Below are 13,395 nucleotides of genomic sequence, written 5' to 3'. Positions count from 1 at the left end.
ACAGACTTTCTAATATATTTAAATTCAATCAATGGGATGAAATAATAAAAATGTCCAATAAAAAATCGATTGTTGATATTCCAACTGTAAATAAAATAGCAAGACTTTCTCGTTTAGATATTCCTGAAAAGAATAAACAAAGCCTAACAAACGATTTAAATAACATCTTAGGATTTGTAGCTAACCTAGAGGAGGTTGATACGTCTAATGTTGAGCCCTTAGCTTCGGTTACAGGTCATAAATTACCACTTAGAAGTGATATAGTGACTGATGGGAATATAGAAGACTTAGTCTTAAAAAATGCACCCGAAAGCTCTAGTGGTTTTTTTGTAGTTCCAAAGGTTATTGAATAATGTCTGATTTATTAAAATATGATTTGCTAGGCGCATCTGAGGCCATTAAATCAAAAAAAATTTCTTCAGTTGAACTTACTAATGCTTATATTGAGGCTATAGAAAAAACTTCGTCTTTGGGTGCTTATTTAGAAATAGTAAAAGAAAAAGCTTTAGAAATGGCTCTAGTATCTGATGAAAACCTTTCTAAGGGTGTTGCTAGGCCTCTTGAAGGTCTTCCAATAGGCGTAAAAGATATGTTTTGTACTAAAGACATAAAGACTACCGCGTCTTCCAAAATACTTGATAATTTTTATCCTACCTATGAAAGTACTGTAACCCAAAATCTTTGGAATGACGGTGCCGTTATGTTAGGCAAGTTATCATGCGACGAGTTTGCAATGGGTTCAAGTAATGAAACAGCTGCTAAAGGCAATGTCATAAATCCATGGTTAAAACATAAGAAGATGTCCCCAGGTGGTTCTTCTGGTGGGTCTGCTGCAGCTGTGGCAGCAAGATCAGCTTTAGCAGCAACTGGAACAGACACGGGTGGCTCAATCAGACAGCCAGCTGCATTTTGTGGGATCACTGGTTTAAAACCTACTTATGGCAGATGTTCGCGATGGGGAATAGTAGCCTTTTCTTCATCTTTGGATCAAGCAGGACCTTTGACTAGAACAGTTAGTGATGCTGCACTTATGCTTAATTCTATGGCTAGTTATGACAAAAAAGATTCAACATCTGCTAATTTGGCCATGCCTGATCTAATGAGTTATTTGGGTAATAGTATAAAAGGAAAAAAGATTGGAATTCCTAAAGAATACACACAAGATGGTATTTCTGATGATATTGTAAACTTTTATCAAAAATCAATTAATTGGCTCAAAGAGGCGGGAGCTGAAATTATCCCAGTTTCTTTGCCTCATACAAAGTATGCTCTTCCTGTATATTATATCATAGCACCCGCAGAAGCATCCAGTAATTTGGCAAGATATGATGGTGTGAGGTTTGGTCAAAGAAAAGAAGCATCCAGTTTAGACGATATGTATGAAACAACTCGCGGTGAAGGTTTCGGAGATGAAGTGAAGAGAAGAATAATGATTGGAACTTATGTTTTATCTTCTGGTTATTATGACGCGTATTATCTAAAAGCTCAAAAAGTAAGAAGATTAATAAAAGAAGACTTTGAAAATGTTTTTAAAAAAGTTGATTATATACTTACACCATCAACTCCAACAACATCTTTTGAATTAGGTAAAAAACAAGATCCATTGACTATGTATTTAAATGATATTTTTACGGTACCAGCAAGTTTAGCAGGTCTTCCTGGAATATCATTACCTGTTGGTTTAGATAAATTGGGTCTTCCAATTGGAATTCAACTTATTGCTAACGCATTTGACGAACCAGGTTTGATTAGTACTGCTCATGTATTAGAAAAATCTGCTAACTTTAATTTTATTGCTGATGGAGCGGCCAAATGAGTGAAACTTTAAAATTAAAACCTGGTTATATTCAAGGTGAAACGGGTGTTTGGGAAATGGTAATTGGTCTAGAAATACATGCCCAGGTTTCAAGTAAATCAAAGTTGTTTTCAGGAGCCTCTGCTACTTTTGGTGCTCAAGCAAACTCTAATGTTTCATTAGTTGACGCAGCAATGCCTGGTATGCTTCCAGTAATTAATGAATATTGTGTAGAACAAGCTGTCAAAACAGGGTTAGCTTTAAATGCTCAGATAAATAACGTTTCTATATTTGATAGAAAAAATTACTTCTATGCTGACTTGCCTCAAGGTTATCAAATAAGTCAATTTTCGAAACCTATAGTTGGAGAGGGTGAAATTAATATCGACGTAGATGATGATAACCAAACAACAATAGGTATTGAAAGATTACATCTTGAACAAGATGCTGGTAAATCTTTACATGATCAACACCCAAGTAAATCTTACATTGATTTAAATCGAACAGGCGTTGCTTTAATGGAGATTGTGTCCAAACCAGATATTAGATCACCTCAAGAAGCGGGGGCTTATGTTAAAAAAATAAGATCTATTTTAAGATATGTTGGCTCATGTGATGGTAATATGGAAGAGGGTTCTTTAAGAGCTGATTGTAACGTTTCTGTTAGGAAAGCAGGAGAAGAATTTGGTACTAGGTGCGAAATAAAAAATTTAAATTCCATAAGGTTTATTAATCAAGCTATTCAAGCAGAAGCTGAAAGACAAGTTGAAATACTTGAAGCAGGTGGAGAAATTAATCAAGAAACAAGGCTTTTCGATACTTCAACAGGAGAAACTAGATCGATGAGAAGTAAAGAAGATGCTCATGATTATAGATATTTTCCAGACCCAGATCTTTTGCCTTTAGAATTTACTGATAGCTATGTTCAAGATATTAAAGAAAAGTTACCCGAGTTACCAGACTTTGCAAAAAAAAGATTAGTAAATGTATATGGAATAACTCCTTATGACGCTTCTATTTTAGTTGAAGAAAAGGATTATGTTGATTTCTTTGAACAAGCTGCAACTGGTGGCGATGGAAAATTAACGGCAAACTGGATGATATCAGAATTGTTCGGTGCACTTAAGAAGGAAAATTTATTGCTAGCAAATAGTCCAATCTCTCCAGAAGCATTAGGTGAATTAATTGGCTTGATTGCTAAAGGGATTATATCAGGGAAAATAGCTAAAGATGTTTTTTCTGAAATGATGATCAGTAATAAAAAACCTTCAGATATTGTTAAAGAAAAAGGACTAGAACAGGTTTCTGATGATAAAGAAATACTTAAACTAGTTGAGAATGTCATTGCTGACAACCAAGACAAGGTCAAAGATTACTTAAGTGGAAAAGACAAGCTTTTTGGTTTTTTTGTTGGTCAAGTAATGAAAATATCTCAAGGAAAAGCTAACCCAGGTTTAGTTAACAAAATGCTAAAAGAAAACTTAAAGTAGTATTTTCTAATTTTCCTTTTGTATACGCCAGTTTACTAATATAATTGCAATTATAATCGATAAAAAGCCAATAATTAACTTAAATGTAATTTGTTCATTCAATATGATCGCACCAAGTAAAATAGCTGAAAGTGGGTTGAAACCAAGAGAAATTGCTGCTTGTGTTGGTGTTATCATTTGTAATGCTTTTCCCCAGCAATACATCATAATGACCCCACCAGGTATGATTAGCATTGCTAAAGCAGCGAGTTCGAATTCGTTTATTTGATAAAAACTTTCATAGATAGAACCAAAACTTAACGACAATGAAAAATTTAATAATGTTCCAATAAAAATAACATATATCATTACAGGTATGTTGCCGTATTTTTTAAGATACTTTCCAGAAAATACAGTAAAACATGAAGCTGCAAATACACCCGTCATCATTAGAAAATCACCTTTTAATGTTTGACTGAAATTACTATCAACCTTTTCTGACATACAGAAAGTCACGCCCGTTATCGCAATTACCACTGCAAGTGATTTATTGAGTGTAATTTCTTCAATTTTAAAAAGGTAGGCTATTACAATTGTACATAATGGCATTGTTGCATATAGTAACCCGGCCCGAGCAGCAGTAGTATATTCTAAGCCAAGTGCCATAAAATTTGGAAATAGAGTAATCATAGATAACCCCAAAAAACTCATTGGAATAAGATCTTTTCGGTCAAATTTTTTCTTTATAAAAACTGATATGGATAATAAGAATAATATGAATCCTGTTAGCCCGTATCTTACAAAACTGAGTGTAAATGGATCAATACTGTCAACTACATATCGAGTAAAAACAAAAGTAGATCCACCAAGTGTTGCGGATAAAGATGCAAAAAAAGATCCGAGTAGTAGAGTTTTAATATTGGAATTATCTTTATTCATAATTTTTCTAATTATTAATGTGGTTATATTTAATGTAACTATCATAAGATTATGAATAACTAATAATTATTTATTTGTATGATTTATATCAACTTAGGTGATACCAAATATTTATTTAATCTATTTTTATTTAAAAATTCAATTAGTATAAGATAATACTTTTAATCGAGTTAATAGACATAATTATTTTAAGAGTTAAGTTTAGTTAATTATAATTTTTAACAAATAAAGATGTAATCATTATGAAAAATATAAAATTAGGTAGAACTGACTTAAATGTCTCTGAGGTGGTTCTTGGAGGAGGTTGGGTTGGAGGGTTATTTATAGATCCCAGCTACGAGGTGATGGAAAAAGCCTTAGAAACATCAATAGAATCTGGAATTAATTGGATTGATACTGCAGAAACTTATAGTGAAGGTCGATCTGAAAAGAATATTGGAGATTTGTTGAGTGCTCTTCCAGTTAAAGATAAATTGTACATATCATCAAAAGCAAGGTTAGATCCCAAAAGTTCAGAATCGTTTGGGTCACAAATAGATAGAAAGTTAGATAATAGTTTAAAAAGGTTAAAAACAGACAAATTAGATCTATATCAACTGCATAATAAAATTACATTTGATGAAAGTGAAGAAACTTTAACTCCAGCCCAGATTTTAGAAAAAAATGGCGTTTGTGATATTATGGAGAAAATTAGAGAAGACAGCCGTGTTGACCATATTGGACTAACAGCTTTAGGCGACACAAAACCAATCAGAGACGTTGTAAAGACTGGTTGTTTCGATACAGCTCAAATATATTATAATCTTCTTAATCCAACAGCTACCTTTAAAGAAAAAGGCATATGGAATGATCAAGATTTTTCGAATTTAGTATCGGACTGCCAGGCACAGAATATGGGTATTTTAGGTATTAGAATATTTGCGGCTGGTTTATTGGCAACAGATATAAGGCATGGAAGAGAAGTGCCTGTTACGCACATGATAGATATAAAAGAAGAAGAAAGACGTGTTCAGAGAATATATAAAGTAGTTGGTGAAACTTACGGAAACAGGGCCCAATTAGCTGTTAGATATGGCTTATCTACTGAAAGTTTGCATTGTACTGTTTTGGGGTTGGCGACATTAGAGCATCTTCAAAATGCAATTCAAGCAGTTGAAATGGGACCTTTACCTGAAGATGTTTTAGAAAAAATTTTAGAATTACAAAATTCTAATTTTTTATAAATTAAAAATCTTTTAATTTAATAATTGAGGTTAAAATGAAAATATTAGTTTTAGGTGTGGGTGGAATAGGTGGTTTTTTTGGAGGTCACCTTCACGAAATAGGAGCGGATGTAACATTTTTAGTGAGACCTAAAAGAAGAGCTTTATTACAAGCTAATGGATTAAGAATAATTAGTCCGTTAGGGAATTTGAACCTAGACCCTAAATTGGTATTATCAGACGAATTAAAACCAGTGTATGATATTATTTTGATTTCATGTAAAACTTATGATTTAGATCAGGCTATAATTGATTTACGTTCTACAAAAGGTAGAGGTATAATTATTCCTTTTTTAAATGGGGTTACTCATATGAAAAAGCTAGATGAAGAGTTCGGCCAAGATAATGTTATGGGTGGTGTAGCTCATATCAGTTCTACTGTTAATAAAGATGGAACAATAGAACATTTTAGTGAATTTAAAAAACTTACTTTTGGAAATAGAGATTTGAGTAAAAATAATGCATTAAAAGAATTTGCAGAAGTTTGTGCTAAAACAAAGTTTGATGTGGCTTTGAGTGATGATATTAATTTAGATTTGTGGAAGAAATGGGTTTTTATTTCAACTGTTGCTGGAGCTACAACTCTTTTTAGTTGTAGTTTAGGTGATATAGTTAAAACTGATTTTGGTAAAAAAATAATTATTGATTTGTTCAATGAGTGTAGATCAATAGCCCAGTTATATAAATATGATTACGAAGATAGTGAAGCTGATATTATTTTAAAAACAATTACGATCTCTGGTTCTCCAATAAAAGCATCAATGCAGAGAGATGTTGAAAAAAATTCTTTTACAGAGCATGAACAAATATTTGGTGATTTAATTACTAAAGGTAAAAAATATAATTTTGACTGTCCTATATTAATGTCTTGTTATGTTAGGATGAATGTTTATCAGAGAAACTTGACATAATCTTATGTTCCTATTTTAAAAGGTGATTTTAAACCTCTTAAGCAGGCAATAACACTAAGGCCAGTAATTTTGCCAGTACCAGGATTTTCTGGAGTTTGAACATTTTGTATAGACATTTCAAAAACAGCACTGTCCGCATCTACTTCTACTTTATGTGTATTTCTGTCTAAATCAGGGTCAGCCCATATTTCAAGTTCAGTTTTATCTGCACCTATGCCAGCAAGACCTACCGCTGCTGCGACGTTTACATTAGCTGGAAAGGCCTTTGCTCCTTCAGTTGCAGATCCTTTGAATATTAGCTTTGAAGCTAATAATTTATCTAATTGAATTCCATTTTCTATTACATAAGGGGCATTCGAGAGTGCATTTGGTGGTTTCCTTGTTATCATCTTAACTGAATTAATTTTAGATTCAGATGCTGCTCTAAGAGCATCCAGGCCTAAAATAGCACCTGTAGCTAAAATAATTTGTGTATTTTTTTCTTTTGCCATTTCTTCTAAATCTAGATTATCAAGAATACCAGCACCACTAACAGTTATTAATGTTTTATTGTTTTGGATACATTGAGTTGCAATTTCTCTAAAAGCTTCCTTGGGAGCGCAATCAATGATAATATCACACTTTTGTATTAGTGTTTCTAATTCAAAGATTTTGATTTGATGATTAAGTTGTAATATTCTTCTTTCTACGTTTTTTTTGCTTCTTGAGACAACTCCATATAAAGAAAAATTCTCAACACCGATGATAAGTGCTTTGGCAACCTCAGTACCAATTGAGCCAAATCCAACAATTCCTACCTTCATTATATTATACCTTGAGTTTGTTATCTTCCAATTGCATATCCTTGCATAAATCTAGGATTTGCTGCACCTTTTAAAATTCCATTCTCCATTGAAGCAGCAGTCATTCTTCCAAGGCTCCAATCTGAATCTACAGAAACTTTATGACCTTTTTTAAGGAGCTCATCAATAGTTTCTTTTGGGAATCTTCCTTCAACGGCTAAATGACCGATGTCTGTTTCCCTAGGATAAAAAGAATTTGGAAAGTGAGCAGTGCTAAAACCAGGAGCATCAATTGCCTCTTGAAGATTGAGTCCAAAGTGAACATGCCGAAGGAATAAATGAAGCGACCATTGGTCTTGTTGATCACCGCCAGGAGTGCCAAATACCATATACGGAGATCCATCTTTAAGGGCTAAACTAGGTGACAATGTAGTTCTTGGTCGTCTCTTTGGCCCAATGCATGCTGGTGAATTTTTATCTAGCCAAAACATTTGCCCTCTATTAGATAAGCAAAAACCAAGGTTTGGAATAATAGGAGAACTTTGTAACCAGCCGCCACTGGGCGTACCTGCTATCATATTGCCCCATTTATCTATTATGTCAAAGTGAGTGGTGTCTCCTTTAGTCTCGCCTAAACTGTTTGGTAAAGGTTCGTCAAATCTGGCAACTGTAGGTTCACCTATATCAAACTTTGAAAAAGATTCTGAGGTTTGTCCTTTTGGCCTTACTACAACATTGCCTCCAAACCCAGGAATATTTCCTGGCCTTACTTCCATTGAGGCATGATCAGTAATTAAATTTCTTCGATCTTTGTTGTAATCTTCACTTAATAAAGTTTCCATAGGCACTTCATTGAAATTAGTATCTCCGTAAAAGGCTTCTCTATCTGCAAAAGCTAGCTTTGTTGCTTCGACAACTAGATGAACAAACTCTGGTGACTTTTCATCAAGTGCATCCAAATCAAAGTTTTTTAATAGTGCTAACTGCTGCAGAAAAGTAGGTCCTTGCCCCCACGGACCAGTTTTGCAGACAGTATAATTTTTATAATTATATGAACATGGTTTTTCAATTGTAGCTGACCAATCAGCCAAATCATCTGCAGTTAGCAAGCCTTTATGTCTTTTCTCTGTTGTGTCCATTACACTGTTGTTTTTACAATAATTATCTATTTCTTCAGCAATAAATCCCTTACTCCAAATATTTCTTGCTTGTTGTATTTGTTCTTTTTTATCTTTGGATTTCGCTTCAGCTTCATTGATAATTCTTAGGTAAGTTTCAGCCATTTTTTTATTTGTAAAAAAATCACCTTCCTGAGGTAAATTTCCTTTAGGAAGATAAATTTCTGCAGAGCTTGTCCACTCGTCTTTGAATAACTGCTCAACAGACTTTATAGTATTTATTATGTTTGGAACTAGGGGATAACCTTTTATAGCTATGCTTATTGCAGGTTCTAAAACTTCTCTTAATGTCATCGTTCCAAAATTTAATAGTAAAAGCATCCAAGCATCAAAAGCACCAGGTACTACGGCTGGTAATAAACCGCTTCCGGGAACTATATTTAAATCCATATCTTTAAAAGTTTTTAAACTAGCTGCTTTTGGAGCTATCCCTTGTCCACATATAACAATGGGATCCTTATTGTAAGGTGCTAATATCAGTGGAACTTCACCACCGGGACCATTCAAATGTGGTTCCACAACTTGAAGCGCGAAGCCAGTTGCAACTCCTGCATCAAATGCATTTCCTCCTTTTTCCAAAATAGACATACCTACTGCTGAAGCAATCCAGTGCGTTGAGGTTACTATGCCAAAATTTCCAACAATTTGAGGTCTTGTAGTAAATTTCATCAACTTTGTCCTATAAAAAAATATTAAACGTTTGACTCTTAAGCTGCATCTAAGTGAATATTACACATTGATAAATTAAACATATTTGTGGAGATAACAATGTCTATAAAAAATATATTTAAAGTGGGAATAGCTGGTGTAGCTTTTCTTGCTTTCTCAGCAACGGGCGCTTTTGCTGCTCCAGATATTCCATGTGGTACAGCCAAACTTATTGTTCCTTGGGGAGCTGGTGGTGGAACTGATATAATCTTCCGTCAAATCGTAGAGAAGGTTAATAAGAATGGAGCTAAGCCACAATTACAAGTTGTAAACGTTGGTGGTCAAGGTGGAAACAAAGGTGCTAAGCAAGCGGCAAAAGCAAAGCCTGATGGGTGTACATTATTCGCGATTCACCAAAGTGCAATAACTAGCTATTTTACTGGTAGAATTGATATTACTTGGGATGCCTTTGAGCCAGTTTCGATGGTAACCTCTACTCCTTCAATTATTGGAGCTAATGTAAACACTCCTTATACTAATTTAACTGAGTTGGTATCTGCGGCTAAGAAAAACCCAGGAAGTATTACTGCTGGGGGAACTTTTGGTTCTACTAGTCAATTTGTATTCTTATTATTAGAAGACGCAGCAGGTGTGAAATTCAAGCATGTTTCTTATGACGGTACTAAGCAAAGAATGACAGCTCTTTTAGCTGACAATATAAAACTTGGAGAAATCAATTTAGCGGCTGCCATTAAATACATTAAGGCTGGTAAATTAAAGGCCTTAGGTGTTACAAACCCAGCAAGATTAGACCAAATTCCAGGTATGAAAACAGCGCAAGAACAAGGCTATGATCTCGTATATGCTGTTGAAAGAGGTGTCGTTGCTCCTAAAGGCACATCAAAAGCAATTATTGATCATTATGCTGCAATGCTAAAAGGTGCTGCTGCAGACAGTGATTTTAAAGATGCAATGCATAAAAAGGGTATATTAATTACTTACAAAGGTGCAAAAGATTATACAGATCATTTTCAAGCTACTTATGATAAATGGTTACCAATTGCAAAAAAAGTTGGTGTATATAAAAGAAAATAACTTTTACAACTCAGAGAGAAGTTTCTCTCTGAGTTTTTTTCGGAATAATTATGACGAATAATAAATCAGATTTAATAATTGCAATTTTCTTACTTTGCTTCTCTGGCATTATGATAAATGATGCTTCAAATATCAGAGACCTTGGATTTGAAGGTATGAAAGCAGATGCCTGGCCAAGAGTTGTTTTATGGATGTTGGTAGTCATGTCTTCAGTAATGCTAGGCAAATCATATTTTCAATTTAAAACAGAAGACCATAAGGACAATAGCAAGTTTAAAATTAATTTTTTAAAGTTTAAAAATGCACTGTTGTGCTTTGGAATGTTTATATTTTTCCTATCAACGTTAGATTATCTTGGGATGCTTTTAGGAGGGATAGTCTTTGTTTTTGGTTTATTAACTCTATTAGGTGGTTTTTCTATTAAATTAGGTGTCAAACACTTATTAATTTCTGTTTTAAGCATTGGCTTTATGTGGATGGTTTTTACATTTGGTTTAAGGGTAATGTTACCTGAAGGAGAAATTTTACGTGTTTGGTAGGTATAGATAATGTTTGACATCATTCTTCAGGCAGGTGCATCAGTATTACTTGACCCTTTGACATTAGGTTTAATGGCCATTGGAACATTAGCTGGGCTATTAGCTGGTGCGATACCTGGTTTTACGATTGCTATGGGTGTTATTCTTACTTTACCTTTCACTTTTGGGATGAGCCCTATTCAAGGTCTCGCAACAATGATGGGTGTTTTTGTAGGGGGACTATCTGGAGGGTTAATGTCTGGTATGTTAACAGGCATACCTGGAACACCGTCCTCGGTTGCTACAACGTTTGATGGCTTTCCTATGGTCAGAGCTGGTAAGCCTGGTTTAGCTTTAGGGTTGGGACTTTGGTCTTCTTTTTTTGGAGGTATGATTAGTGCCGTAATTTTAGTTGCTTTAGCTCCACAACTTGCTTTTCTTGGTCTTGAATTTGGACCCTGGGATTATTTTTCTTTAATAATTTTTGCATTAACTATAACCGTCAGCCTTTCTGGTGATAATATGGTAAAGGGTTTAATTGCGGGATTATTAGGACTGTTCGCTGCATGCGTTGGTGAAGATGAGATAAATGGAGTAGCAAGGTTTGCATTTGGATCTGATTACATTAGACAAGGGTTTGCTTTTTTGCCTGTATTAATTGGTTTATTTGCGTTTTCTCAATTATTGAGCGATGTAGAAGACAGTAAAAAGGCAAAAGCTCCATTAATGGCAAAAACAGCTGATCCTGTAAGAGTTGAACATAGAAAAGCAATTGCCTTAGTTATTAGAAATTGGATTAATTTATTTAGATCAAGTTTTATAGGTATTTTTACTGGTATCCTCCCTGCTGCTGGAGGATCTATTTCTAATATTTTAGCTTATGACCAGGCAAAGAAAGCAGCAAAAAATAGAGATGAGTTTGGTAAAGGCGCCGTAGATGGAATTATTGCTCCTGAATCTGCTAATAATGCTACTGCTGGTGGAGCGTTAATAATGATGATGGCATTAGGCATTCCTGGTGATATTGTTACTGCTGTAATGCTTGGTGCGTTAATGATTCATAATATAATTCCAGGCCCTTCATTTATTCAAGATGAACCTATGTTAGCCTACGGTGTTTTTATTGCATTTTTTGCGGCTCATTTTTTTATGGTTGGTTTACAAGCATTTTCTTTGAAATTATTTTTACTTGTAACAAGAATTCCAATGTACGTTCTTGCTTCTGTAATTTTAGCTTATTGTGCGATTGGAGTTTTTGCTCTTCATAATATAACTTTTGATATATGGGTAATGTTTGGTTTTGGGGTTATTGGATATTTTATGAGAAAATTGGGTTTCCCTTTGGCTCCTATGATCCTTGGTGTTGTGTTAGGGAAATTAGCAGAATTAAATATAGCTAGAGCTATAGGCACTAGTGACGATTATTTTTTATTTTTAACAAGACCTTGGTCGCTGTTTTTTTTATTAATGGCAATAGTATCGATATTATTTCCGTTTTATCAAAATGCCAACAAAGATAGTTTGTTTTCTAAAATTTACGTACCAATTTCTATGATGGTATTGTCTTTTCCTTTGTTTTTAATGGGTAGTCCAGTGAGGATGATAATTGCAGCAATCTTATTATTAACAGGTAGTTTTCTAATTTATAAAAGGACCATATCTCTACAAACTATCTAATAAATTGATTAACATAATCTTCTCCTAAACCTACTTTTACAAAATGTTTTCTGGCAGCATCAACCCTATCAAAAACATCAGTTGAATTTATAGTTTTTCCATTTTCATCACAATAGAGTAAAGCGCCAGAATTATGGAAAAGAGTAATCATTTCGTCGCAATCTTGATCTACTACTAAAGTATGTATTTCTCCAGGTGGTTCAAATAAGTACGATCCTTCTTTTGCAACCCAGTCATGTTCAAGGTATCTCCAAGACCCTTTGATTACAAAACCATGAACTGGAGCTGGATGTCTGTGTCGAGATAAAAATCCACCACCAATTACTTTTGTTAAGTGTACCCAGTAACCTTGACTTATATTGAAACATAAAGGTCTCGACCAACGGCCGGGAGACAATGGAACCCATAATCTATCATCATCTTTGGAAAAGCTATCTTGTACAAAAATATCTGGAATAGCCCCTTGTGGCTTAGGTCCATTATAAGTTGCCGGTAGAGTTGGTTTTATTAAATCGTTCATATCAATCTCCCACAATTAATAACCTTAGAATAAGGTTATTTACAATCTTATCAAATAAAAAGGACGAAGGATGGGGGTCCTTCGTCCTTTGTTAATGAGATGACATAATAGCTACCTTGGGGGAGGAGTATTAGCTTTATGTTATGTCACCATCTTTATTAATATTCAAGGGAGGAATTACGAATATTAATTGTTAAACCTTTAAGCGGCTTCTTTGTCTTCTACCTTATTGTCTTGCTTAACAGACTTAGTTAGACCTAAGCTACCTGCAGGGAAGTCTACAACGTCAGTTATGTTAAAGAAGTCACCATTTAAAACTTGTTGTCTTGTGTATCCAATATCAGCTAATGTACGGTCATCTAAGCTTATTAAAGCTTGTCTAGTTCTTGATACTGCAATCTTGTCAAAAACAGTTGAGATAAATTGATTGGCTCTTGCTAAAAATGTATTTTCCATCGTCTTTTCACTTTTCTTTATAAAATTAAGAAGGATTATTCCTTCGTTGTTAATTATATACGAAATAAAAATAACAAAGAGAATATAGCAAATTGGAAAATGATTGTTTCCAAAATAGAAAGATTTAACATAATTGTAACATAAT

General features: G+C 34.1%; 13 protein-coding genes. 8 read left to right on the top strand and 5 right to left on the bottom strand.

What is annotated here, in order from left to right; translation table 11 throughout:
* Window positions 1-50 precede the first annotated feature (50 nt).
* From gatC to gatB, 3 genes are read left to right on the top strand one after another with little or no spacing between them, the layout of a single operon-like run.
* Window positions 51-353 (top strand): Asp-tRNA(Asn)/Glu-tRNA(Gln) amidotransferase subunit GatC, encoded by a 303-nt coding sequence (gatC, locus tag ABXT66_RS07540; protein ID WP_443642881.1) that lies wholly within the window; start codon window positions 51-53, stop codon window positions 351-353.
* Window positions 353-1,816, top strand: coding sequence for an Asp-tRNA(Asn)/Glu-tRNA(Gln) amidotransferase subunit GatA (gatA, locus tag ABXT66_RS07535; RefSeq protein ID WP_443642880.1), 1,464 nt, complete (start codon window positions 353-355; stop codon window positions 1,814-1,816). The genes gatC and gatA overlap by 1 nt, the downstream gene beginning before the upstream one ends.
* The gene (gene gatB, locus ABXT66_RS07530; protein ID WP_443642879.1) at window positions 1,813-3,285 is read left to right on the top strand and encodes an Asp-tRNA(Asn)/Glu-tRNA(Gln) amidotransferase subunit GatB; all 1,473 of its coding nucleotides are present in this window, start codon (window positions 1,813-1,815) and stop codon (window positions 3,283-3,285) included. Before gatA ends, gatB begins: the two co-directional genes overlap by 4 nt.
* Before the next feature lie 6 nt (window positions 3,286-3,291).
* Here gatB and ABXT66_RS07525 read toward each other — a convergent pair whose 3' ends face one another.
* Window positions 3,292-4,203 carry a DMT family transporter gene (locus ABXT66_RS07525; protein ID WP_443642878.1) on the bottom strand — a complete coding sequence of 304 codons (912 nt, stop codon included), beginning with the start codon at window positions 4,201-4,203 and terminating at the stop codon, window positions 3,292-3,294.
* A 242-nt stretch (window positions 4,204-4,445) separates the two neighbouring features.
* Here ABXT66_RS07525 and ABXT66_RS07520 point away from each other — a divergent pair, with 242 nt between their 5' ends.
* On the top strand, window positions 4,446-5,426 hold the full coding sequence (locus ABXT66_RS07520; RefSeq protein WP_443642877.1) for an aldo/keto reductase: 981 nt from the start codon (window positions 4,446-4,448) through the stop codon (window positions 5,424-5,426).
* Window positions 5,427-5,461: 35 nt separating this feature from the next.
* The gene (locus tag ABXT66_RS07515; protein ID WP_443642876.1) at window positions 5,462-6,376 is read left to right on the top strand and encodes a 2-dehydropantoate 2-reductase; all 915 of its coding nucleotides are present in this window, start codon (window positions 5,462-5,464) and stop codon (window positions 6,374-6,376) included.
* Window positions 6,377-6,378: 2 nt separating this feature from the next.
* On the opposite strand, the gene ABXT66_RS07510 is transcribed toward ABXT66_RS07515, so the two are convergent.
* Both ABXT66_RS07510 and ABXT66_RS07505 read right to left on the bottom strand, forming a co-directional pair.
* Window positions 6,379-7,179 (bottom strand): aspartate dehydrogenase, encoded by an 801-nt coding sequence (locus tag ABXT66_RS07510; RefSeq protein ID WP_443642875.1) that lies wholly within the window; start codon window positions 7,177-7,179, stop codon window positions 6,379-6,381.
* A gap of 20 nt (window positions 7,180-7,199) precedes the next feature.
* Complete coding sequence (locus tag ABXT66_RS07505) at window positions 7,200-9,005, bottom strand: gamma-glutamyltransferase family protein (protein WP_443642874.1); 1,806 nt, start codon at window positions 9,003-9,005, stop codon at window positions 7,200-7,202.
* A 99-nt stretch (window positions 9,006-9,104) separates the two neighbouring features.
* On the opposite strand from ABXT66_RS07505, the gene ABXT66_RS07500 reads away from it, so the two are divergent.
* The 3 genes from ABXT66_RS07500 to ABXT66_RS07490 are packed head-to-tail and all read left to right on the top strand — an operon-like array spanning window position 9,105 to window position 12,274.
* Window positions 9,105-10,079 (top strand): Bug family tripartite tricarboxylate transporter substrate binding protein, encoded by a 975-nt coding sequence (locus ABXT66_RS07500; protein WP_443642873.1) that lies wholly within the window; start codon window positions 9,105-9,107, stop codon window positions 10,077-10,079.
* Between the two features lie 50 nt (window positions 10,080-10,129).
* Window positions 10,130-10,618, top strand: coding sequence for a tripartite tricarboxylate transporter TctB family protein (locus ABXT66_RS07495; RefSeq protein WP_443642872.1), 489 nt, complete (start codon window positions 10,130-10,132; stop codon window positions 10,616-10,618).
* Window positions 10,619-10,627: 9 nt separating this feature from the next.
* Window positions 10,628-12,274 (top strand): tripartite tricarboxylate transporter permease, encoded by a 1,647-nt coding sequence (locus ABXT66_RS07490; protein ID WP_443642871.1) that lies wholly within the window; start codon window positions 10,628-10,630, stop codon window positions 12,272-12,274.
* Here ABXT66_RS07490 and ABXT66_RS07485 read toward each other — a convergent pair.
* Complete coding sequence (locus ABXT66_RS07485; RefSeq protein WP_443642870.1) at window positions 12,267-12,794, bottom strand: 2,4'-dihydroxyacetophenone dioxygenase family protein; 528 nt, start codon at window positions 12,792-12,794, stop codon at window positions 12,267-12,269. The genes ABXT66_RS07490 and ABXT66_RS07485 overlap by 8 nt on opposite strands.
* Before the next feature lie 201 nt (window positions 12,795-12,995).
* Window positions 12,996-13,250 carry a DUF1127 domain-containing protein gene (locus ABXT66_RS07480; protein WP_443642869.1) on the bottom strand — a complete coding sequence of 85 codons (255 nt, stop codon included), beginning with the start codon at window positions 13,248-13,250 and terminating at the stop codon, window positions 12,996-12,998.
* Window positions 13,251-13,395: the final 145 nt, after the last annotated feature.

It is taken from the genome of Candidatus Levibacter sp. Uisw_134_01, assembly GCF_047717795.1.
Classification (GTDB): domain Bacteria; phylum Pseudomonadota; class Alphaproteobacteria; order Puniceispirillales; family Marisalimonadaceae; genus Marisalimonas.
The sequence above is the reverse complement of the archived record's forward strand: the minus strand, read 5'-3'. Positions and strand labels throughout refer to the sequence as shown.